We start from the raw sequence: 21,436 nt of genomic DNA on the forward strand, positions 1-21,436 counted from the left end.
GATCCGATCAGACGTTTTCGTATGGCCAGATGAGGCCTGATGAGGATGAAATGAACGCTCACCGCAGTTCCGGTCGCGGAGAAGACCTCGCCAGAAGTGGGATGGACGAGCCGGGCGGTGAACATCTTCTTCATGGCGAGCCGATCGGAGCGGGTTTTGCCATCGGCCCTGCGTTTGTGGTCGGCGAAGATCCCTCGCTGGAACCGGAAGCCCGGATCAGCCATCTGACACGGGAGCAGGAACATGCCCGGTTCAGTGAGGCAGTTGAACGGTCCATTGGCCAGCTGAAAAAACTTCAGAACCGTATCGCTCGTCTCCCGGAAGAAACGCAGGTCGAGATCGGGCCGATGCTGGAAGTCTACCAGCGGATGCTGGGACCTTCCCGTCTGAAGAATGGTGTTGTCAGTCGGCTGGATGACGGCATGACGGCCGAAGCTGCTGTGTATGAGGCGACGGCTGAACTGGCTGAGCTGATGCTGGCGTCCAGAGACGAGCGGCAACTCGTCGGAGAGGATGCGGCGGCGGCGGAGCGCAGGGCTGGCGAGTTTCGTGAGATCGGTCGCCGGGTGATCCGCAATCTCATGCGGGAATCCTTTCTTTCCCTGTCCAACATGCCGAATGGCGCAATTCTGGTGGCGCATACGCTGCGTCCCGCTGATGCGGCGCTGATCGATCCGGCGCGCGTTGCGGCGGTCGTCACCGAGGATGGTGGCTCGACGGGACATACAGCCATCATGTTGAGGGCTCTTGGCGTGCCTGCCGTGCTGGCGGTCGAAGGACTGTTTGATCATGTGACCGATGGAACCACGCTGGTCGTGGACGGCTATTCAGGCAGCGTCACGATCGATCCGTCCTCGCGCACCACACGGCAGGCCCGCAAACAGGTCGCGGCCTATGCGCAGGAACGGCAGGAACTCGGACGCATGCGGCGGCTGTCGTCGCGCATGGCCAGTGGTGAGAAGATCAGTCTGCAGGCCAATCTGGAACTTCCGGCCGAGCTGCCTCTGATCGCGCAGTCTGGCGCCGCCGGGATCGGATTGCTGCGGACCGAGTTCCTGTTCATCAACGCCGAAACGCTTCCCGATGAAGCCACGCAGTACGACATTTACGCCGCCATCGTCTCCACCATGGGGTCTGATCCCACAACTATTCGGGTTCTGGACTGGGGCGGTGAGAAGCAGGGCGAGGCGCTTATTCGGGCCGGGATTGTCGGGCGTGATTCCATCAATCCGGCTCTGGGCGTGCGGGGGATCCGGCTTCTGCTGGAGTATCCTGAGCTGCTGGAGACGCAGTTTGCGGCCATTCTGCGGGCTGCAGCGAAGGGACCGGTGCGGGTGCTGCTGCCGATGGTCACCGTCGCTTCGGAAATTGTCGCGGCCCGTGAGATTTACGAACGGGTTGCACGTCGTCTGAAGCGCAAGGGCATTGAAACCGGTGAGAGCCTGCCGCCGCTGGGGGTGATGGTCGAAACTCCGGCAGCCGCTCTGACGGCGGGACATCTCGCGCAATATGCCGATTTTCTGGCGATCGGTTCAAACGATCTGACGATGTATACCCTTGCGGCGGACCGGGCGTCTTCGGATGTGCTGGCTCTCTACAACCCGCTACATCCGGCAGTTCTGAGGATGATTGGCGAAGTTTTTTCAGCCGCCTTCCTTGAGCGATGCCCTGTGTCGGTTTGCGGAGAAATCGCGGGCAATCCTCGTTTGATTCCGCTTCTGATCGGTCTGGGGTGCCGGTCCTTCTCCATGTCGGCTTCCATGGTACCGCGCGTAAAGCAGATCGTGCGCCATGTCAGTTACAATGACTGTCGTCTGCTGGCGCGTCGCGTTCTGGCCGAAACGGATATTGGGGAAATTAGCCGCCTTCTGGACGGCTTTCAGCGCGGCTGATCGGCGTTACAGTCTGGAGCCGGTTTGTCAGCCGGTGCGCCAAGAGACGGAGGACGCCGACAACCACCGACGAAAGGCGAGGACGCTCGCGAGTGGCGGAGAGAGCGCGGCATAAAAAGGCAGGACATCAGCTTCTGTCGTGAGGCGCGTGTGGCTGCTCCGGGCGACTTCATCAACGCTGGGCAGGCTCGCGGTCAGATGAGCCGCATGCCGCCAGAGCGCCGCATTTGCTGGCGGTGTGAGCAGGGGAAGCACCAGTGCGGCTTCAATGGACGCTGCATGGGCCGCAGCCCGATAGGCGGGAAAAAGTGGATGATCCGGCGTATGGCCCCGCAGGCTGGTAAACCGGCCCGCAAAATCCGGAAGGCTTCCGCCGGTGTCCGTCGTCAGGGAAAACAGCGGCACAAACCCCTTGGCTTTCAGGGCATCAAGCAGTTCCGGCGTGGCGCTGCCGGGCGACAGTTGCGCCACATCCACTTCACCCCGTTGCAGCGCCTCGATGGAGGTATCTCGTGTTGCCAGCCCACTGACTGGAATGGCGCGCATCGACAGGATGGCCATAGCGAGAAGCGTTGGCAGTTCAGCGCCCGTAGGCGTTGTGACGGCGACGCGTACGGGCCGGTTCTGGAGCAGAGTCCGCAGGGAGCGGCGGAAATCGACGTGTCCCACAACTAGTGGAGAGCCGGTGACCAGCGCGACCGGCAGCCAGCGCTGGTAATCGAAATGGACACGGGAATCACCGGACAGCGCGGCAAGGATGGCTGTGCCGGGAACGAGGAGAGCATTTTCCCCCGAAGCTTGTGCATCAAAGAGGTTGGCGCCGGTGACTCCGTCCTGCCCGACCACGTTACGCAGGTTCAACGGACCGTCGGTCGGCAGCGTCGTTTCAAGGGATGGTGCGAGAATGGGTGCCCAGCGGGCCGGACCGGTGCCGGGACTGCCGGCGACAATCAGATCCGGTGTGCCGATTGTCGGAGCCGGAATGGCGGCTGAGGCAGCCTGCAGCAGGCCGTCGGTCTCGGCGCTGTGGGCGAAGGCGCGGGTTGTCAGAAAAGAGCCTGCGCCAGAACCTGCCGTGAGACCGAGCGCCGCCTTCAGGAGGGTCCGCCGGTTATAGCGCCGCGGAAGGCCTCGTGAAAAACGGGTATCGGATGGCAGGTCTTTTTCTGACAAAACTCGGAGATCTCCTTGCAAGATGGTCCGGGTAATATTTTCAGGAATATTACCACTATAAAGTTAAGGCCGTTCTGTGGCGATCATGTCCTTACGGATCAGGGCCACTTCACCTCGGGAGGCATGCTCATGAGGATCGCCTCTGTGTGGCCACCGGTCTTCAGCCCGAAGAGTGTGCCCCGGTCCTGCAACAGATTGAATTCCACATACCGTCCACGCCGGATCAGCTGCTGCTCGCGCTGTTCGGGTGTCCATTGCTCCATCATGCGGGACCGCACGATGTTCGGAAAGGCCTCTAGAAAGGCGAGTCCCACATCTTTTGTAAAGGCGAAATCCATGAGCGGATCGCCGCTGTGGAGACGGTCGTAGAAGATGCCGCCCAGACCGCGTGGCTCGAGGCGATGCGGCAGGTAGAAATACTTGTCGCACCAGGCCTTGAAGCGCGGGTAATATTCAGGATCGTGTTTTTCGCAGGCCTGCCGGAAGCTGTCGTGGAAGATGGCGGCGTCGTCCTGCGCTTCCTCGCTTTCCGGGAACATTGGGGTGATGTCGCCACCGCCGCCGAACCAGCCCTGTGTCGTGACGATCATCCGTGTGTTGAAATGGGCTGCGGGCACCACGGGACTGCACATATGGGCGACCAGACTGATGCCGGTGGCAAAGAAACGTGGGTCTTCGGACGCGCCGGGAATCGACTTGCGAAACTCCGGGCTGAACTCGCCTGAGACGACCGAGACATTGACGCCGACCTTCTCGAACACGCGTCCACGCATGACGCTCATCACGCCGCCACCTTCAGTGTGGGCGTCGTCTCCCGCTTCGCGGGTCCATGCGGTGCGTTCGAACCGTCCGGGGGCCGTGGAACGTCCCGGCAGCGTGGGGGCGTTCATCTCTGCGGCGTCCGTTTCGATGCTCTCGAAAGCGGCGCAGATCCGGTCGCGCAGCGATTCAAACCACTGCTGCGCTTCCGGCTTCAGAGGTTCGTAATGCCGGGCGTCGGCAGAGGAAGGGGCGGTGGTTTCATCCATAGCCGGATATCTCCTGATCCTGTCAGTGCGTCCTGTTGGGTCCCCCGGTCTGGTCCACTGGCTGGCGCGCATGGGCTCGGTTCCGTGGCGGACGCGCAGAATGCGTCTATGGGGTGCGATATCCGGGCTGTGATTGCAAGAGGGGGTGTTTCGGGGCAGGTGTTGCCCTTGGAAACATGGGGATACGGCTTCTGACTGTGGAGCGGAGGTTCTGCCGAGTGCCCTATTTCAAAGACGTATTCCGCAATGTCCTTGATGAGTCATAAAGAAGTTTTTGGTGAAGCTTTTTCCAAAAAGCTTCAGGAGCGGCGTCTCTTTGAAATAAGACGACACCTCAAACTTTTATTTCCATTATGGAGAGCCAGTCCATTACAGAGCGAACCGGGATGTCCTCCTCTCCCACATTGATGAACAGGCTTGTCGAGCGACTGGAGACCAAGGCACGGGAACTGGGTTTTCATGCCTTTGGAATCTGCGATGCGGACATCGGTGCGGAGACGGGAGACCGCCTGCGGGACATGATTGCGCAGGGACACCACGGCACGATGACGTGGATGGCCGAACGGGTGGAAGCCCGTGCGCATCCCAACGGGTTATGGCCGGAAGCCCGCAGCGTGATTTCCCTCGGTCTGTCCTACGCGCCGGAAGGCGATCCGCTGGCGACACTTGCCGACAAGGTGTGCGGCAATATCTCGGTTTATGCCCGCAACCGGGATTATCATGACATCATCAAGGGGATGCTCAAGCATCTGGCGCAGTATCTGGTCGCGGAAACGCGGCGGACGCAGCTTGAGGCGGAGGTGAAGGTTTTTGTCGATACCGCGCCGGTGCCGGAAAAGCCTCTGGCTGAACAGGCCGGGCTAGGCTGGCAGGGGAAACACACCAACCTCGTGTCGCGAGATCATGGAAGCTGGCTGCTGCTGGGTGAAATCTATACGACGCTCGAACTGCCACCGACACCGCACCGGGCGGGACAGTGTGGGAGCTGTTCGCGCTGCCTCGAAGTGTGCCCCACCAACGCTTTCCCCGCGCCCTATCGGCTGGATGCCCGACGCTGCATTTCCTATCTCACCATCGAGCATGCAGGTCCCATTCCTCACGAATTCAGGGAGGCGATGGGAAACCATATCTATGGTTGCGATGACTGCCTGTCCGCCTGTCCATGGAACCGCTTTGCCGAGGAATCACGGGTGATGAAGCTGAAGGCGCGCGAGGATCTGATCGCGCCTCGCCTGTCGGAGTTGGCAGTGCTGGATGACGCCGGGTTCCGCGCCCTGTTTTCGGGCTCGCCGATGAAGCGGATCGGGCGTAACCGCTTCGTGCGGAATGTGCTCATCGCCATCGGTAATTCAGGAGACGAAGATATGGGGCCGATTGCGGAACGGTTGAGGGATGATGCTGATCCGGTCGTGGCGGAGGCTGCGGACTGGGCTGTGAAACGGCTGGCGGAGACAGTCTCGTCTCCGATGTCGGCAAGGCCGAGCTCATGACGCGCCATCTTCTCAAGCGCAGTCTCATTCTTTCCGGGCATGGGACCAGTGTGGCGCTGGAACCGGAATTCTGGGCTGTGCTGGATGAAATGGCGCAACAGCAAGGTCAGACGATTGGCAAATTGGTGGAGAGCATCGACGGAAAACGCGACCCGAATCGTCCTCTGGCATCGGCCTTGCGTGTTGCAGCATTGCAAGCCTCCAGATCAGATGCTGTTTCGTCTTTGGGACAGGATACAGTCACGCAGTCGTCTCCCGATTTATGAAACTGGCAGAAAAACCGTATTCCATAAGGAAGAATGGTAAAATCTGTCTGGGACGGCGCTCTCTGCCCAATCAGGAATGCGCAGTTTACCAAAATGAAGAACGCTCCAATTTCTTGTCTGATTAACTCTTCAGAAACCCCGGCACTTCTAGCGTCGCGTGCCAGAAGAGAAAACGCTTCAAACCCCAAGACCTCAGATGAGACCTCCATGTCAGGGAATATTCTACGTCTGCCGCACTGCCCCGAGGCCAGTCCTATGCTGATCTCCCATTCTCTGCTTCAACTGGCGGATGTTGTCTGGCAGGCCGGTCTGCCCGGTCTTGCGAATGATCTGGTCGGTCTGGCTCATTCGGCCATTGATCGACCTTCGGAAACGACGTCCTAAGCGAGAGAACTGGCGGAATTTCGGGCCTTGTTGCGGGAGGCTAGCTGGCCTGACCATAAGGGGGCTTTAGTCGCCGTTGAAGTAAGGCTAGAGTCTTCTCATGGCTATCTGGGGCAAACTGTTCGGAACCGTGGCAGGGTTTGCGGTTGGCGGACGAATGGGAGCGGTGCTGGGCGCAGCTCTTGGACATGCGGCTGATCGTGGGTCTCTTCTGGAGCCGCCGACGGGCGGGTGGAGTGATCGCTGGGCGGCCCGTGCTGCACCTGACCCGAACAGTGCGGCGGCCTTTGTCGCGGCCAAGCTTGCTGCGGTAACGGGCAAGAAAGACCAGCTTTACGCGCTCTGCACCGTTCTGCTTTGCGCCAAGCTGGCCAAATGCGATGCGCCGGTAAATCGCAAGGAAATCAACGCTTTCAAGTCGCGTTTGAGAATTCCGCCTGAAAATGAGCCGGAGGTCGGTCGTCTGTTCGATCTCGCCCGGCAGCGGACGGATGATTACGAGCGATTCGCCCGGGAGCTGGGTCAGGCTTACCGTGATGATCAGCTCATGCTCGAGGATCTGCTGGGTGTGCTCTTTTTCGTGGCGCGGGCTGACTGTGCAAAAGACGAAGCTCTGCATCCGGCGGAAATCAGATTCCTGAAAAACGTGCACAAGGCGTTTGGTCTGAGCGCTGGTGCCTGGAGCCGGGCTGAAGGCGGACGCTCACGCCCGGCCATGGCCGAGAATGCCGCCTATCAGGTGTTGGGCGTTTCCATAGACGCATCGAACGAAGAAATCCGGGCCACCTGGAGGACGCTGGTGCGTGCCAATCACCCGGATGCACTTTCGGCGCGCGGTGCTTCTTCGTCCGAAATTGAGGCCGCTGTTGTCAGAATCGCCAGCATCAATGCGGCGTGGGATGTCATCAAGCGGGATCGCGGTCTGTAGACCTCGACTTCAGTCCTCCACACGCCCACCGCCGTCTGTCGCGCCAAGCCGCCAGTAACCTGCTGCGCGAATGTGGTCTCGCGTCATACCTTTTTCTTCGATGAGCAGAGTGCGGAGCTGGCGGGCTGTTTCGATTTCAGCACCGATCCAGGCATGCAGATCATCTGACGGCAGGGAGTAGCTTTTCAAAGCCTCCTGAAGAACCGTTGATTTTCCTGCTTCTACGCCATTACGAGGTAGCCAGATAATGCTGGCATTGGCCTTGCTTGCCAGCGGACGTTCTTCCTTTGCATCCGCAACCTCGATCATGGCCGTAACATTGGCGCCGTCCGGCATTTCTTTCAGTCGGCGGGCGATAGCGGGGAGCGCGGTCTGATCGCCGATCAGCAGATAATGCGCGTAATTTTCGGAAACAACGAAAGAGCCTTTCGGCCCACCGATACCGAGGGTCTGGCCGGGTTGGGCCTGAACCGCCCATGTTGCCGCAGGGCCGTCGCCATGCAGGACGAATTCGATGGCGAGTTCATTTGTCTCTGGATTGAAAAAGCGTGGTGTATAGTCACGCTTGATCACGGCTGGTGAGGCGGAGCGCACAGGACGACCGCCTGTGTCCACGTCCGGCAGGACGGGCGTGTCCTGTCCGGGGAGTGGAAAGAACAGTTTGACATGATCGTCGGCGGCAGCCGAACTGAAATCATGCAGGTCATCGCCTGTGAAAATGATGCGGCGCATCAGGGGTGAAAGTTGTTCGATCCGTGCGACATGCGCCATACGCAGACGCACGGGTTGGCGGACGCGCAGTGGCGTCCGGGACAGGGAGTTCATGCGCGTCTCCATTGAAAAAGTCTGGATTACTCAGGTTTGTTGAGAATTTCTGCTGTGGCGCGCTTGAGGATCTCGATGATGCGCTTCTTTTCTTCAGGGCCACAGCCGCGCTGACGCATCATGGCCTGTTTGAAAGCATGTCGGGCTTCGTGAAATTCGTCGGAAGCACGTGGATCTGCATCGTCGACGCCCGAAAACGCTTCCCGCACTTCACCCATGCGACTGCCGATCCGCTTCAGGGTTTCGAGAATGGTCTCAGCCTGTTCGCGATTGGCTTCGAGAAGAGCCTTGCCTTCATCGGTCAGCGTATAGAGTTTGCGGTTGCCTTCCGGAGACGCCGTGACCTGACCGGTCTCATCAAGATAGGTGAGGGCAGGATAAACCATGCCGGGGCTTGGTGCGTAAAAACCACCGGATTTTTCTTCAAGAAGACGGATTAGCTCATAACCGTGCGCGGGCTGGATTTCCAGAAGCGCCAGAAGAACCAATTGCAGTTCACCGGAGCTGAGTTTGCGTCCGGCAGGGAAATCGCCTCTGCCGAAACCGTGACGGGAGCCACCACCGAACTGGCGACGACCTTTGGAATGTTCGCCTCCTGCATGGCGGGAGGAACGATGTTTGGATTTATGCTCTTTAAACATGTCTTACGATATATATGTTTTAAGATATAACTCAAGATTGTTTTTGTGACGTTGCGTTCATAAGAATTGCGGAATGTAACGGATGACTTTTGCAGGATCACTATCCCGCTCACAGGATACGCTTCCGTAAAACAGTCCTGTTCCACCCTTCCAGCAGGTTCAGACAGAAGCCAGACAGGTGTCGTAGATTGTCCGCCAACGGTTGATCACGACCTGCGGCGTGAAGCCGTGTTCGTAATCAGCAAGCCCTCCCGCGACAATTCGGTCTCTCAGAGTGCTGTCATCCAGTACGGACCGGATGGCGCTGACAAGGGCTGCAAGGTCGTCGATGGGAGTCAGCATGCCGTTTTCGCCGGTGCGAATATAGGCGCGCGGACCTGCGGCGGCACAGGCCACCAAAGGTGTCTTCGTGGACCAGGCGTCCAGAATGACGGTCCCGAAAGGCTCATAGCGTGAGGGCAGAACGCAGATATCGGACGCCGCCAGAAGAGCGCCGCGATCTGTCCGCCATCCGGCAAAGCGAATCCGGTCGCTCACGCCTTCCTGTTTCGCCTGTTCTTCCAGTGCGGCGCGCAATGGGCCTTCCCCGGCCATCCAGAGGTAACAGTCCGGGAGTTGCCGCATCGCCGAGATGAGTGTTTCGAGGCCCTTCGCCTCATGCAGGCGCGAGAGGGTCAGCAGAACGCGGGCATCCTGTGGTGTGTCGAGCTCCGAGCGTGGCAGCGGTGGCTCGGGCGTGACCGAGGAAAAGGTGGGAGCGGAAAAGATGCGATTCTTCGCCGTGGCGTTATCGACTGGATGCCAGTCCGGGTCGGCGCGCATCCGTTCCGCGATGTCGGGCGTGCAGCCTACAAGATGCGTACAGTGAGCGTAGGGCTTGAGGTCACGGTAATTGCCGAACCAGCCAATGACGGGACGGTCACCGGAAAGATGACTCGCATTGGCCGGGATGCTGACGGCAGCACGACGCATCCAGCAGTGGATGATGGATGGCTCAAGGCGACGGATAAGCTGCGTCATGCGCCACTTTCTCCACAAGGCAAGCGGCGACTTCAGGGCCTCGGTTTCGAGCGCAAGACCTGCGTCCTCGAGTTCTTTCAGGCGTGGGTTGTCGGGATGAAGAACCACAGTCTGCCGGACGCCAGCTTTGTGCAGACCCAGCATGACGTCGGTCGAATACAGCTCGGCACCGCCGTGACCGCGTGCCGCCATGACCTGTAGAATGTGTGGAACGTCCCTCACATCACCTCCCTCGAACCTGTTGCGGGTGACATATCAGCCTGAGGAAGGAAAAACCAAAGATGAAATATTTTTAAGGGCGGAAAGAAACTACGGTCCTTCCCAGACATCCGGCCCGTGACTGCATGCATATCTGGCCTTGAAGTGATTTTTTGGGATGAATTGACACGAATGTTATTGCGAGGCGTTCTCATTATCTGCTAGCGTGCTGGGACGTTAACGCGATGAGGCACGTGGATGTATATCTGCTCCTGTAACGGGCTGACCGATCATGATGTAAGCGCTGCGGTGGAAGCAGGAGCGACACGACCAGTAGAAGTCTATGCAGCCCGGAAATGTCGGGCGCAGTGTGGCAACTGTGTCAAAGGCGTTGTCTGCATCCTTCGTGAGGCGTTGAAACAGCGCAATGCATCCGCCGCCGCCATCGCAGCCATGGAGCTGGCCGCACAGCAGGATGGTTCGCGCGCCGTCGCCTGATCGCTTCGATAGTTGAGTCGATAAAAATACAAAAGGCAGGGAGTGAAAGCTCCCTGCCTTTTTGTTTGTGATCAGACGGCCAGAACGCTCAGGGAATCGGGCCGCATCACACCTATAAAAAGGAGCGGGAGATGTCCCGCTCCTTCCTGTCGTTGCAGATCAGAAAGCGGCCTGCACACGGGCAGCGACGGAGTTTCCGTTGCGGCCTGCGATATTGACCAGACCATCGTTCTTGGTCCGCTGGTCGATAAAGTGGTTGTAGTCCAGCATCACGCGGAAGTGGCGGTTCGGATACCAGTTCAGACCACCCGACCAGACGATCTGGTTGCCACCACGGATACCTGTGGCGGAGTTGGGCTGGCTGTTGAGATCCGTTTCACTGTAACGGCCGGTGATTTCAAGCGCACCCCAGTGACCGGTTGCAGGGTTGAATTCCTGATTCTCTTTCACACCCGGAGCAGCGAAAGCGCCTTCCTTGTAGTTGTAGGCACGCGGCGTGCCGAACAGGGTGTAGTTCGCAGCCACATACCAGCCGCCAAAGTTCAGGTTGCCGAGAGACTGGCCGGACGCGTTGTGCGAACGGTTTACACCGATGTGGTAGTATTCACTCTTGATAACGAGGCTTTTCCAGCGAAGGCCAACTTCAGGACCGGCTGCCCAGACCTGGGACACGTTGGTGATCGCGCCGGTGCCAAGCAGGCTGTCTTCACCAAGATTGACTTCAGGACGCTGGCTGAGCGTGAAGGAACGACCGTGCGTGCCATTGTTCGGCTTGAAGGCCGAAATGGCGGAAATGCCGAGATGCAGATCCCAGTCCTTGGTGGCGACAGGACGACCTGCGACACGGAAGGTGCCGCCCGTCTGGCTGTCGCTGACCGCGCCGTCGCCGCCGTAGTAACCGCTGGCGTTACGTCCACCGAACTGCTGACCGGTGAAGTAAGCGCCGATCCACCAACGCTTTTCATAATGCAGACCACCGATCGAGAAGCGCGCATCGCTGGCGGCGATGTTACGCACGATATCGGTGATGCCCGGACGTTCCATGAACTCGAATTCGTTCGAGCTCTCGGAATCTTCTTCCGTCACGCGCGGCTGGAAGTAACCGACCGTCAGGATGGTGTTGCGCAGACCGGCGTAGTTCAGGTTCGCTTCGTAAAGACCGACGGTGCCGTCGTTGTTGCCCGCACCGAAGTCAGGTGTGACGTTTGCGACCCAGTCCTTGTAGCGGAAGGTGAACGGAATACGCAGACGGCGGGCGTTTGACGTGAAACCATTGAACTTGCCCTTGGCTTCGCCAGCCTTGGGGCTCACGCCCATGAAGCCACCGAAGTCTTCATGGAAGGCGAGACCGATCGAGAAGGCATACTTGCCGTCTTCGGACTGGATCGTCGGGCGACCATTCGGGAAGCCGATCTTCATGCCGCCGACCTGCACCACTTCCGTGTCGGCGGAAGCGCGCTTGAAATCTTCCCACGAGCTGGTGATGCCGCGATCAGAAGCCGGACGACCGTCGCCTGTGGCGTGATAGTTGATCTTCGCAGGCTGATTGAACGCAATGCCGGCTTCCGGAGAACCGTTATAGTCGTTCGGTGTATGGGCAGCCGCTGCGTGAGCGCTTTTCCATGAGTGAGCCTCGCCACGATCGGAAGCCGGACGACCATCATGGTTGGTCGGGAACGTGTTCCGGTGACGCAGCTCGGAGCGCATGCTCAGCATCTCATGGCGCATCTCGGCCATTTCACGGCGCAGCTCGGCAACTTCTGCGCTGTCGGACGTTGCAGCCTGTGCATGGGAAACCGACAAGACTGATGCTCCGCTCAGTACTGTCAGTGAAAGAAGTAGGAAACGGGAGGACAGGGTCATCTCTCTCTTGATCCGGAGCCGTGGGATGACGCCCTGTTAATCTGTGCTCACGGAAAACGGCGTGAAGCTTGAATGACACAGGTATTTCAGTTTTGTTGCACTGACGGTTTTCTGCGGTTTCTAGCCATATAAAGAGCCATTTTCGCGTGTATGAACGCACGCCCCACCCACCCATGTGGCGGAAATGCAACGCTCATCACCGAGGGTCATCAGTGTGAAAAGCAGCTCTTCGACACTTTCACAGCGTGACGTCCTGTAATCGAGCAGGGGAAAGGTGTGTGGATCGAGCACGCACAGGTCCGCCTCCATGCCTGGCGCGAGCGTTCCGATTCTGTCTTCCAGATGCAGGGAGCGGGCCCCTCCTGCGGTCGCCAGCCAGAAGGCCTGCGCGGGATGGAGTGAGCGGCCCGTCAGTTGCGCAACCTTGTAGGCCTCGCCCAGCGTCCTGAGTTGAGAGAGGGACGTGCCCGCGCCGACATCGGTGCCAAGGCCCACGCGGACAGGGCGCTCTGGAGACAGGGCTTCAAAAAGCTTGAAGAGCCCGCTGCCAAGAAACAGATTCGAAGTCGGGCAGTGCGCCAGGCTTGCTGCACTCTCATGGCAACGGCAGAACTCCTTTTCGCCGATATGCACGCCATGCCCGAAGATGCTGCGGGGACCGACCAGACCGGCATGATCATAGACGTCGAGATAGGAGGAACGCTCGGGAAACAGACGGGCGACGGTTTCGATTTCGTGCAGATTTTCGGAAAGATGCGTCTGCATGAAGAGCCCATCATGCTCACGGAGCAACTGGCCGGCGGCTTCCAGCTGTTCCGGCGTGCTGGTGATCGCAAATCGCGGCGTGACGGCGTAGGACAGCCGCTCCTTTCCGTGCCAGCGTCCGATAAGCGCCGTCGAGTCGTCATAGCCCGTTTTCACCGAGTCCCGGAGGTTTTCGGGAGCGTTGCGATCCATCAGTACCTTGCCCGCGATCATGCGTGCGCCGATCCGTTCAGCTTCGGTGAAGAACGCATCCACGGATTGCGGGTGCACCGTGCAGTAAACGGCGGCGGTCGTCGTTCCGGCACGCAGCATTTCGCCAAGGAACCGTCGGGCGGTGTCTCGCGCCACCAGCGGATCGGAGAAGGTGGCCTCCGCTGGAAAGACGTACCGATCCAGCCACTCCAGCAGCTGCTGCCCCCACGATGCGATGACCGGGAGTTGCGGGTAATGCACATGCGTGTCGATGAAGCCCGCCGAGATCAGGGCGTCGCCATAAGAGACAACGGTGGTGTCTGCGTTCAGCGTGTCACGGAGTGTTGTATAGGCGCCGACCTGAGTGATCAGGCCGCCTTCCATGACGACCAGCCCATCTTCTTCCACCAGCAGGGCTTCGGATGGCGGGACGTTGAATGGATTATCCCGGAAGGTGACGATACGGCCCCGGACTGCGGATTGAGTGCGGCTGGATGTCATTCGCGCATTACCCTGTCTGATGTGCGGACCGGTCCGGACAGTCGTGTGGAACCGGTTTTTCCGAGGATAGAAAGTTTTTCGCCAAATGGGGAATGCGGGGGTTCCATGCACAAGCCTCGGTAGCGGGAAGCCAGTCATGCCGGTATGGGGAGAAGAAGGGCAGCGCGGCCTGTTTTCCGTGTCTTTTCATCCTTGAAGAGGGCGTGATGAAGCGGATCTGGCGGCGACTGAATGAACAACGTTCCTCCGCAGCGCGGGAACCGCAGGAGGGAGAGCGTCAGGACGCTGCGGCTCATTCATCGTCCACCGAACAAAACGCCGGGAAGACGAAAAGACATATCTCCACAAAAGAGGCCATCCGCCGTTTCCGGACCCATGCTCTCGACGAAAAGAAGCATGCCGATGTGGTGCGTGTCGGTGTGCATGACGCGCTCTGGTCAGACATGTACCATCATGCCCTGACAGCCAGCTGGACGGCCTTCACCTTCTGGGCGTTCGTTTCCTATGTGGTGGTGAACCTGCTGTTCGCCGTGCTGTATGCGCTGGTTCCCGGCGAAGTGACGGGCCCGCATCCCCTGTCCTTTCTGGACCTGTTCTTTTTCAGTGTGCAGACGCTGTCGACCGTCGGTTATGGCGGCATGGTGCCGAGCGGTGTCGCCGCCAATGTGATCGTCTCGTTCGAGGTGCTGCTGGGCATGATGGTCAATGCGCTTGCCGCAGGCGCCGTCTTTGCCCGTATCGCCCGTCCCCGCGCCCGGATCATCTTCAGTAACAAGGCGGTCGTGTCGGATGAAAACGGGGTGTCCGCCCTGTGTATCCGGATCGCCAACTGCCGTCGCAGCCTGATTCTGTCCGTGGATGTCGAAGTTGCGCTGTCACGCCTGATTGTCACGCATGACGGTCATCTTGAGCGCCGCTTCGAGCCGCTCACTCTGGTGCAGGCGCATGTGCCGGTTCTGCGCTTTGCCTTCGTTCTGGCGCATGTCATTACGGAGACCAGTCCGCTGCACAAATGCTCGTTGCAGGAATTACAGGCGGAAGAGGCCGAGATCATCGTGACAGTCACCGGAACGGATGAGGCCATGGGGCAGACAGTGTTCGCCCGGACGGCCTATGCGTTCGACAAGGTTATGCACAATCATCGTTTTGTGGACATCATCCATACACGTGCGAGCGGCGGTCTGGCTGTGGATTATTCGAAGTTCCACGATATCGAGGCGCACGTCCGGTCAGAAGGCTGAGGCCCCTTTTTATCCAGATGACAGAGGGCCGTAGGAGAGGCATGAGATGAAATTCATCTCACTGTCATGAAGTGCCAAAACGCCTCCTGTTCTGCAATTATGCTTTTATAAACAACGGCCAAGGAAAAGCTGCTGATGCTTGCCATATCAGCAGCCTGTCCAAAACTGTATCATATCCGATACAGTTTTGGACACGAAAAAACAATTCTTCGTGATCCACATCCTTAATAACTTGTTTTGAAAATGCCCGTTGCAGTGAATGCGTTCATCTGTCCGCGCAGTCTTTTGTTTCATGTTCGAAAATAATTTTTTGACATCCGCAGGGATTGCATAAGAAAGAAAGATGAAATGCAGAAAAGTGGCATGAAGTTATGGTCAGTCATAACCTCTGTTATTTTCGGAATTGTAGGTTTATTTCTTTTATTGGGAGGAATTAAGCTTCTTTTTCTTGGAGGTTCGTGGTTTTACGCGCTCGCAGGATTCGTCATGCTTGCCGCAGCCGTTCTGGGGCTGAGCAAGCCACAGACGGCAATGCGCCTGTATGCGGCATTCCTGCTGCTGGCGACTGTCTGGTCGCTGTTTGAAGTCGGCTTTGATATCTGGGGCCTTGAAGTTCGCCTTCTGACGCTTGTTGGCCTTGGCGTCTGGCTGCTGATCCCGGGCGTCTGGCGCGCCGGTTCAACGTGGATGACCGACAAGCGGGAAGTCCTCGGGGCGCTGGCTGTTTCCTGCCTTGCGCTGGTTGCAAGCTGCTTCTCTTCCTATTCGATCAACGGCACGGTGGCTGCTGACCGCATGGCTGCGAGCCTGCCGGATATGCATGACGGTGTTCCTGCCGGTGACTGGCACTATTATGGCCGTAATGCCCAAGGGCAGCGTTACACCCCGCTGGATCAGATCACACCGGCCAATATCAGTAATCTGAAACGGGCATGGGTCACGGAAACCGGCGACACGCAGCAGGCGGGTGAAGCGGTTGTGGCCGGGCCGGATGCGGGTCACGAGTTCAACCTTGAACTGACCCCCATCAAGGTGAAGGACACTCTTTATATATGCACCCCGCATAGCTGGGTGATGGCGCTGGACGCCAAGACCGGCAAGGTCAAATGGAAGTACGATCCGAAGCCGGCCAAGGCCGATCTGGACACGAATGTCTATCTCGCCTGCCGTGGCGTCTCCTACTATCGCATTCCCGACGAGATCCAGACATCCTGCCGTGAGCGTATCTACTCACCGGTGGCTGATGCCCGCATCGTCGCGGTCAATGCCGAGAATGGTCAGCCCTGTGATGACTTCGGTGATCACGGCTTCATTTCCATGCGCGAATACATGGGCAATGTGCCGCTGGGTTTCCACTTCATCACCTCGCCTCCGATGGTCATGAAAAACCGTCTGATCACGGGTGGCTGGATCTTTGACAATCAGGCCAACTTCGAGCCTTCCGGCGCTGTGCGTGCCTTCGACGCCACCACGGGCAAGATCGCCTGGGCATGGGATGCAGGCCACAACCCCGAGACATGGACGCCGGGTCCGGGTGACATGCTTACGCGTGACACACCGAATGCGTGGGGCGTCTACACGGCCGATCCTGCTCTTGGTCTGGTCTATTTCGGCACGGGCAATGCTCCGCCGGACAACTGGGGCGGTTCACGTCGTCCGTTCGATGACGCAACATCCAGTGCGACTGTCGCCCTCGATATCGTGACGGGTGAGCGTCGCTGGCTCTATCAGACGGTCCATCACGATCTGTGGGACATGGATCTTCCGAGTGGTCCGACCATGGTCGATCTGCCGGATGCAAACGGTCAGACCGTTCCGGCTCTGGTGCAGAGCACAAAGCGCGGTGAGTTCTTCGTGCTTGATCGTCGTACGGGTCAGCCGGTTCCGGGGTATCCGGTCGAGGAGCGTCCTGTTCCGACAGCCGGTCATGCTCCGGATGATCGCGTCAGCCCGACGCAGCCTTATCCGGCCGCCATGCCGAGCCTGACGCCAGCGAACCTCAAAGAGTCCGACATGTGGGGTGCAACCCTGCTGGATCAGATGCTGTGCCGTCTCGAATATCGTGAATCGGCCTATGAAGGCCAGTTCACGCCGCCGCACGTCGGCAAGACCACGATCGTCTATCCGGCGTTCTATGGTGTCGTTGACTGGCAGGGCATCACCATCGACCCGGCCCGCAAGCTGATGTTCGCCAACGCCAGCTACCTGCCGTTCCGTATCAAGCTCGATCATCGTAACAAGCTTGAGCAGGAAGGCGTGCTGCCGAAATGGCAGGGCGCAGGCAACGAGCCTGCGGCGAAAGGCAACGCTCTGGCCATCTCGCCTGACTACGGTACACCGTATGTCGCCTACACCAACCCCTGGCTGAACCCGCTGCAGATCCCCTGCAAGGGACCAATCTGGGGTACGCTGACCGCGATCGACCTCGTAACGAAGAAGATCGTATGGCAGCACCCTGTCGGCACGACGCGTGATACGGGTCCTTTCCGGACGCACAACAATCTGCCGCTGCCCACGGGCATGTATAACATCGGCGGAAACATTGTGACCAAGGGCGGCCTGCTGTTCATGGGCGCGACAGCGGACGACTATCTGCGTGCGTTCGACGTCGCCACAGGCAAGGTGATCTGGAAGGATCGTCTCCCGGCTGGCGGTCAGGCGACCCCCATGAGCTATGAAGTCGACGGCAAGCAGTATGTGCTGATCGCCGCCGGTGGTCATGGTGGTCTTGGGACGCGCTCAGGCGATTACATCCTCGCCTACACACTTGATGGCGCTACGAAGTAAAAAGCGCTGGAACGGGCAGAAGGAACGGCACAGCCGACGCCTTCTGCCCCTCTTCCCTTCTGTTTTCTGAACTGGTTTCAACAGGGACTGTATGAGTCGCAGCGCGTGGCTCATGCAGTCCCGGCTATTCCGGAATAAAACCAATGCACTTCACAGAAAGGGCCGCATGGCACCGTCGTATGGTGTTGTGTGTCTTTGCATCGACACTCAGCTTTATCCCTGCAAGGAAGGCTGCGGCTTCGGATGTCACGCTCGGGATCATTGGTCCGCACGAGTATGACCTGCCGGTCGATTTCAAGCCCTTCAATGTTCTGGTACAGTATGGCGACGGCAATGCGGCCGGCAGCTACTATAATTCCGGCGGTCAGCGTAAGCCGGGAGAAGGAAGCCATACCTGGGCGGGCATGACCAAATATGTGCATTTCCGCACGTTTGACGCCATTCCCCATGTCGGCTTTGCTTTTGAGCTTATCCAGACGGAAAGCTACAACCTTTCCAACGGCACCAACTATGGCGGCCTTGGTCCGACGATTGTGGGACCGGCTGCGTGGTTCAAGCCGAATTCACACAGCACGTTCGGTATTCAGACCTTCATGCAGACCAATTCCGGCACGCGCGATGCGTTGACGCCGGGTTACTGGTCGAACATTTCCAGTCTTATCTTTGACTATGAATGGAAGCATTTCAGCTTCGACGGTGATGCCGGAACGGTTGTGGGCGGTGGGAAGCACAAGACTGGAGAACACAGCTATTCTCCGGGTGTGGTTTTCTACAGCAATCTGCGTTTCAGCTGGAAAGCCACCAAGCTCATTGAGCCGTTTTTTGCGTTTGATTGGCAGAATGTGACCGGCACCTATGACAGAACGGCGGACCGGTATCTGGATGATTCCAATAGCCGGGAGGTCGCGCTTGGAACCGGTATCATGTTCAACATTGCAAGGGATTTCAGCCTGACGGCCCGCTACAGTCATTCTGTGGAAGGACGGAACATACCTGAAAGCAACGCCTATTATATCAAACTTGTCTATCTCTGGCCCTGAAGCTCGTTTACACAGCTTTTTACAAAAAGCTTCAGAGAGCATCGCCTTTCCGAAAAAGACGACGCTCTGCAAACCTGTTATTCTGACTGCGCGTTTTTCGTCTCCAGCCATCCACCGGAAAAACCGGCGCGCTGCAGACCAGTGCGGATATACGGATTGCGCTTCATGACATTCCACACAAACCCGTCGCGCCAGTTTTCAATCATGAGCAGAATGGGCCCCTGATCGATTCCGACATATTCACGATCAGACCAGAATGTTTTGCCATCCTGAAAGCTGGGATTGAAGGCGTCGACAAAACCGTATTTGCCGTAAACCTGTTTTCCATAGCGGCTTTTCATTTCGCGTATGGCGGGAAGCACGATTTCAGGCGCAAAGGCAATGGAGCCGACAGCCGCAGTCGGTGCGATCGTTCCGTCATCCTGCACATAATCGCGGCCTGTTCCGCGAGCGACATACGACATGAAACGCTTATCCTTGCCGTCCACCTTCTGCGTGATTTCACCGGGGCCGTCGGAGGCGGTCAGTCCCCAGACAGTCGCGCTGTAATCGTGCCATCCGCCCGGATTGGCCATGGCGTAGGCGCGCTGGGCATAGGCCGCACGACGACTGTTCTCGAAATAATCAACGCTTTTTCCACGCACCCAGTCATCCTGAATACCCCGGAAGTCGATCCAGGCATGACTGTACTGGTGCCCGAAAAGCGGGGCAAAATTTAAAAAAGTCTGGCCGTAATACTCGCCCCAGCGCTTGTCATTGGTGCTGAGCCACGCCTTCCATGAGGCCGGGGTCAGGGCATAATCCTGCTCGGGCGAACCTAGCCCAAGAATGTAGGCCATCATGCCTTCACTATAGCCCTCCCAGTAGTTGGAGATGAACTGATGCTCCGGTCCCCAGCCCATGCTCAGGCGGTTATCGGGGCGCTTCATCCACTGCCAGTCGACCCTTTTGTAAAGACTGTCTGCCAGACTGCGGATTTCCGTTTCCTGCGGCGTGTTCCGGTCATAGAAACTCTGCGAAAACAGAATGCCCTGCATGAGAAGCGCCGTATCGATGCTGGACAGTTCGATATCCGGGTTCAGACGCAGTCCGGTTTTCGGATCGAGAAAGTGGTAGAAAAACCCGTGAAATCCGGAGGATTGATCCTTTGAATCATTCTCCGGCAGGCGGGACAGATAACGCAGGGTGGTCAGAGTCCGTTCAGCCGCCTGCTCCCGTGTGATGTAATGACGCTCGGCCCCGATGCCGTAGGCCGTCAGGCCAAACCCGATGGACGCGACGCTGTCGAAGGTCTGCGGGGAAGGGTAGCGATCAGGGATCAGTCCGGTCTGTGGGTCGGCCGCCTCCCAGAACCAGAGGAAGGTGCGGTGCTCAAGATCATCAACCATGGCGCGATCGCTCATGGTCATTCTGACGACTGAGGGAGGGGCTGCGGTCTGGTTGGCCTGTGCCTGAGAGGAGAGACCTGCAAGTATCAGGCTCACTGCGCAAAGTCGGGATTTACGAGCGATCGTCATTCTGCTTCCTGTGTGACCGTTTGTTCCGGGCCAGCGAACAAACCGGCAGACAGTAGACCAGCCTCTGCTTTTAACGAAGCGCGTGACTCCCATAACAGTGTGTTTTTTACACTTTATGACAATGAGAGTGTTCCTGCTGCTTTCCCGGTATTGTGACTGTTCTGCTGCTTCATGCAGACTTCGCTACAATAATGAGCGTAATGACGGCAGTCTTAAGAGGCCTGTTTATGGCGCTGTCAGGCAACTTTTACCGGCACAGAACATAGAACGAGCGCTGTGCGATCCTGCTTCTGGAGACACAGATAGGGGTGAAGGCCAACAATCCGCCTCCATGCTCTCCACCCGGAAAGGATCACAGCCCCTTTTGTTTTAGCAAACCGGGATCAAAGGGACCGCGTCCCTTTGTGGGGTTCGGGGCAAAGCCCTGAAAGACCGTTCCAGCAAGATAGCCGCCTATTTCCTTGACCAGCCGCCCATCCCGCACAGGATGCCCCAGTGTTCTTCCGACACAGGCACGACGGAAAGACGGGACTGCCGGACCAGAGCGAGTTCGGCCAGTTCGGGGGAGGCCTTGATCTCTGCGAGCGTCACCGGGCGCGGCATGGGGCCGACGGTCTTCACATCCACACAGACCCATGACCCGCTTTCGGCTGACGGGTCCGGATAGGCTTCCTTCACGATCTCGACCACGCCGACAATCTCACGTCCGACATTGGAGTGATAGAAGAACGCGCGGTCGCCTTTTTTCATGGCGGCGAGATTCTTCTTGGCCTGATGATTGCGCACACCGGTCCACGGCTCGACGCCGTTGGCGACCTGTTCATCCCAGGAGAAGGCGTCGGGTTCCGATTTGACCAGCCAGTAGCCGCGGCTCATTCGGCCAGTTTTCCATCACGGAAAACCGTGCGCAGCGGACGGATGACCACGCTTTCGAATAGACCGACTTTTGCATAGGGGTCAGTGGCGGCGAAACCTTCGGCTTCCGCCTTATCGGCGGCTTCCAGCATGACGATGCTGCCGGAGGGCTTGCCGTCCGGTCCCATCATCGGGCCAGCGAACTGGATGCGGTCGACATAGGTCTTGAGAAAGGCGAGGTGATCCGGCCGCGTGGCCGAGCGGGTTTCGAACTGGCCGGGTTTGTCGGTGCAGATGATGGCGAACAGCATAGGAGGCTCCGGGTTGAAATG

At 58.4% G+C, this 21,436-nt stretch carries 19 protein-coding genes; 9 read left to right on the plus strand and 10 right to left on the minus strand.

Annotation, left to right across the window (positions count from 1 at the left end; all coding sequences use genetic code 11):
• Positions 1-50: 50 nt before the first annotated feature.
• Complete coding sequence (gene ptsP, locus B3759_RS10090; protein ID WP_291365789.1) at positions 51-1,892, plus strand: phosphoenolpyruvate--protein phosphotransferase; 1,842 nt, start codon at positions 51-53, stop codon at positions 1,890-1,892.
• A gap of 27 nt (positions 1,893-1,919) precedes the next feature.
• Here the strand turns inward: ptsP and B3759_RS10095 are convergent, their stop codons facing one another.
• Both B3759_RS10095 and hemF read right to left on the minus strand, forming a co-directional pair.
• The gene (locus B3759_RS10095; RefSeq protein ID WP_291365790.1) at positions 1,920-3,065 is read right to left on the minus strand and encodes a hypothetical protein; all 1,146 of its coding nucleotides are present in this window, start codon (positions 3,063-3,065) and stop codon (positions 1,920-1,922) included.
• A gap of 98 nt (positions 3,066-3,163) precedes the next feature.
• Complete coding sequence (gene hemF / locus B3759_RS10100; RefSeq protein WP_291365791.1) at positions 3,164-4,093, minus strand: oxygen-dependent coproporphyrinogen oxidase; 930 nt, start codon at positions 4,091-4,093, stop codon at positions 3,164-3,166.
• Between the two features lie 386 nt (positions 4,094-4,479).
• Here hemF and queG point away from each other — a divergent pair, with 386 nt between their 5' ends.
• The 4 genes from queG to B3759_RS10120 all read left to right on the plus strand — a co-directional run bounded on the left by queG (position 4,480) and on the right by B3759_RS10120 (position 7,161).
• Complete coding sequence (gene queG / locus B3759_RS10105) at positions 4,480-5,583, plus strand: tRNA epoxyqueuosine(34) reductase QueG (protein ID WP_291365792.1); 1,104 nt, start codon at positions 4,480-4,482, stop codon at positions 5,581-5,583.
• Positions 5,580-5,849, plus strand: coding sequence for a ribbon-helix-helix domain-containing protein (locus B3759_RS10110; protein ID WP_291365793.1), 270 nt, complete (start codon positions 5,580-5,582; stop codon positions 5,847-5,849). Before queG ends, B3759_RS10110 begins: the two co-directional genes overlap by 4 nt.
• Before the next feature lie 207 nt (positions 5,850-6,056).
• The gene (locus tag B3759_RS10115; RefSeq protein WP_010668685.1) at positions 6,057-6,233 is read left to right on the plus strand and encodes a hypothetical protein; all 177 of its coding nucleotides are present in this window, start codon (positions 6,057-6,059) and stop codon (positions 6,231-6,233) included.
• 100 nt (positions 6,234-6,333) lie between these two features.
• The gene (locus B3759_RS10120) at positions 6,334-7,161 is read left to right on the plus strand and encodes a TerB family tellurite resistance protein (protein ID WP_291365794.1); all 828 of its coding nucleotides are present in this window, start codon (positions 6,334-6,336) and stop codon (positions 7,159-7,161) included.
• A gap of 9 nt (positions 7,162-7,170) precedes the next feature.
• Here the strand turns inward: B3759_RS10120 and B3759_RS10125 are convergent, their stop codons facing one another.
• The 3 genes from B3759_RS10125 to B3759_RS10135 form a co-directional block, all read right to left on the minus strand.
• Entirely contained in the window at positions 7,171-7,986 is an 816-nt protein-coding gene (locus tag B3759_RS10125) for a siderophore-interacting protein (RefSeq protein ID WP_291365795.1), read from the minus strand.
• A gap of 26 nt (positions 7,987-8,012) precedes the next feature.
• Positions 8,013-8,627 carry a PadR family transcriptional regulator gene (locus B3759_RS10130; RefSeq protein WP_291365796.1) on the minus strand — a complete coding sequence of 205 codons (615 nt, stop codon included), beginning with the start codon at positions 8,625-8,627 and terminating at the stop codon, positions 8,013-8,015.
• A gap of 159 nt (positions 8,628-8,786) precedes the next feature.
• Positions 8,787-9,839 carry a glycosyltransferase gene (locus B3759_RS10135; protein WP_408736478.1) on the minus strand — a complete coding sequence of 351 codons (1,053 nt, stop codon included), beginning with the start codon at positions 9,837-9,839 and terminating at the stop codon, positions 8,787-8,789.
• A gap of 264 nt (positions 9,840-10,103) precedes the next feature.
• Here B3759_RS10135 and B3759_RS10140 point away from each other — a divergent pair, with 264 nt between their 5' ends.
• On the plus strand, positions 10,104-10,343 hold the full coding sequence (locus tag B3759_RS10140; RefSeq protein ID WP_291365798.1) for a (2Fe-2S)-binding protein: 240 nt from the start codon (positions 10,104-10,106) through the stop codon (positions 10,341-10,343).
• A 159-nt stretch (positions 10,344-10,502) separates the two neighbouring features.
• Here B3759_RS10140 and B3759_RS10145 read toward each other — a convergent pair whose 3' ends face one another.
• Together B3759_RS10145 and guaD are read right to left on the minus strand one after the other, a co-directional pair.
• A complete protein-coding gene (locus tag B3759_RS10145) occupies positions 10,503-12,206 on the minus strand; it encodes an OprO/OprP family phosphate-selective porin (protein ID WP_291365799.1) in 1,704 nt (567 codons plus the stop codon).
• 120 nt (positions 12,207-12,326) lie between these two features.
• Positions 12,327-13,664, minus strand: coding sequence for a guanine deaminase (gene guaD / locus B3759_RS10150; protein WP_291365800.1), 1,338 nt, complete (start codon positions 13,662-13,664; stop codon positions 12,327-12,329).
• A 206-nt stretch (positions 13,665-13,870) separates the two neighbouring features.
• On the opposite strand from guaD, the gene B3759_RS10155 reads away from it, so the two are divergent.
• From B3759_RS10155 to B3759_RS10165, 3 genes are all read left to right on the plus strand, one after another.
• The gene (locus tag B3759_RS10155) at positions 13,871-14,905 is read left to right on the plus strand and encodes an ion channel (RefSeq protein ID WP_291365801.1); all 1,035 of its coding nucleotides are present in this window, start codon (positions 13,871-13,873) and stop codon (positions 14,903-14,905) included.
• 348 nt (positions 14,906-15,253) lie between these two features.
• The gene (locus B3759_RS10160; RefSeq protein WP_291365802.1) at positions 15,254-17,692 is read left to right on the plus strand and encodes a membrane-bound PQQ-dependent dehydrogenase, glucose/quinate/shikimate family; all 2,439 of its coding nucleotides are present in this window, start codon (positions 15,254-15,256) and stop codon (positions 17,690-17,692) included.
• A gap of 179 nt (positions 17,693-17,871) precedes the next feature.
• Positions 17,872-18,732, plus strand: a complete 861-nt coding sequence (locus B3759_RS10165; RefSeq protein WP_291365909.1) for a transporter — start codon at positions 17,872-17,874, stop codon at positions 18,730-18,732.
• 77 nt (positions 18,733-18,809) lie between these two features.
• Here the strand turns inward: B3759_RS10165 and B3759_RS10170 are convergent, their stop codons facing one another.
• The 3 genes from B3759_RS10170 to B3759_RS10180 all read right to left on the minus strand — a co-directional run bounded on the left by B3759_RS10170 (position 18,810) and on the right by B3759_RS10180 (position 21,415).
• A complete protein-coding gene (locus tag B3759_RS10170) occupies positions 18,810-20,249 on the minus strand; it encodes a glucoamylase family protein (RefSeq protein ID WP_291365803.1) in 1,440 nt (479 codons plus the stop codon).
• Positions 20,250-20,702: 453 nt separating this feature from the next.
• A complete protein-coding gene (locus B3759_RS10175) occupies positions 20,703-21,125 on the minus strand; it encodes an EVE domain-containing protein (RefSeq protein ID WP_291365804.1) in 423 nt (140 codons plus the stop codon).
• The gene (locus tag B3759_RS10180) at positions 21,122-21,415 is read right to left on the minus strand and encodes a YciI family protein (RefSeq protein WP_291365805.1); all 294 of its coding nucleotides are present in this window, start codon (positions 21,413-21,415) and stop codon (positions 21,122-21,124) included. The genes B3759_RS10175 and B3759_RS10180 overlap by 4 nt, the downstream gene beginning before the upstream one ends.
• Positions 21,416-21,436 lie beyond the last annotated feature (21 nt).

It is taken from the genome of Acetobacter sp. UBA5411, from assembly GCF_002409645.1.
Lineage (GTDB): Bacteria > Pseudomonadota > Alphaproteobacteria > Acetobacterales > Acetobacteraceae > Acetobacter.

Bases quoted from the DNA above. Each gene is read 5' to 3' on its own strand.
- B3759_RS10155 (WP_291365801.1), top strand. From the start codon at position 13,871: ATGAAGCGGATCTGGCGGCGACTGAATGAACAACGTTCCTCCGCAGCG.
- guaD (WP_291365800.1), bottom strand. From the start codon at position 13,664: ATGACATCCAGCCGCACTCAATCCGCAGTCCGGGGCCGTATCGTCACC.
- B3759_RS10140 (WP_291365798.1), top strand. From the start codon at position 10,104: ATGTATATCTGCTCCTGTAACGGGCTGACCGATCATGATGTAAGCGCT.
- B3759_RS10120 (WP_291365794.1), top strand. From the start codon at position 6,334: ATGGCTATCTGGGGCAAACTGTTCGGAACCGTGGCAGGGTTTGCGGTT.
- B3759_RS10175 (WP_291365804.1), bottom strand. From the start codon at position 21,125: ATGAGCCGCGGCTACTGGCTGGTCAAATCGGAACCCGACGCCTTCTCC.
- B3759_RS10125 (WP_291365795.1), bottom strand. From the start codon at position 7,986: ATGAACTCCCTGTCCCGGACGCCACTGCGCGTCCGCCAACCCGTGCGT.
- B3759_RS10135 (WP_408736478.1), bottom strand. From the start codon at position 9,839: ATGGCGGCACGCGGTCACGGCGGTGCCGAGCTGTATTCGACCGACGTC.
- ptsP (WP_291365789.1), top strand. From the start codon at position 51: ATGAACGCTCACCGCAGTTCCGGTCGCGGAGAAGACCTCGCCAGAAGT.
- B3759_RS10130 (WP_291365796.1), bottom strand. From the start codon at position 8,627: ATGTTTAAAGAGCATAAATCCAAACATCGTTCCTCCCGCCATGCAGGA.
- B3759_RS10160 (WP_291365802.1), top strand. From the start codon at position 15,254: ATGCAGAAAAGTGGCATGAAGTTATGGTCAGTCATAACCTCTGTTATT.
- B3759_RS10115 (WP_010668685.1), top strand. From the start codon at position 6,057: ATGTCAGGGAATATTCTACGTCTGCCGCACTGCCCCGAGGCCAGTCCT.
- B3759_RS10180 (WP_291365805.1), bottom strand. From the start codon at position 21,415: ATGCTGTTCGCCATCATCTGCACCGACAAACCCGGCCAGTTCGAAACC.
- queG (WP_291365792.1), top strand. From the start codon at position 4,480: ATGTCCTCCTCTCCCACATTGATGAACAGGCTTGTCGAGCGACTGGAG.
- hemF (WP_291365791.1), bottom strand. From the start codon at position 4,093: ATGGATGAAACCACCGCCCCTTCCTCTGCCGACGCCCGGCATTACGAA.
- B3759_RS10170 (WP_291365803.1), bottom strand. From the start codon at position 20,249: ATGACGATCGCTCGTAAATCCCGACTTTGCGCAGTGAGCCTGATACTT.
- B3759_RS10165 (WP_291365909.1), top strand. From the start codon at position 17,872: ATGGTGTTGTGTGTCTTTGCATCGACACTCAGCTTTATCCCTGCAAGG.
- B3759_RS10145 (WP_291365799.1), bottom strand. From the start codon at position 12,206: ATGACCCTGTCCTCCCGTTTCCTACTTCTTTCACTGACAGTACTGAGC.
- B3759_RS10110 (WP_291365793.1), top strand. From the start codon at position 5,580: ATGACGCGCCATCTTCTCAAGCGCAGTCTCATTCTTTCCGGGCATGGG.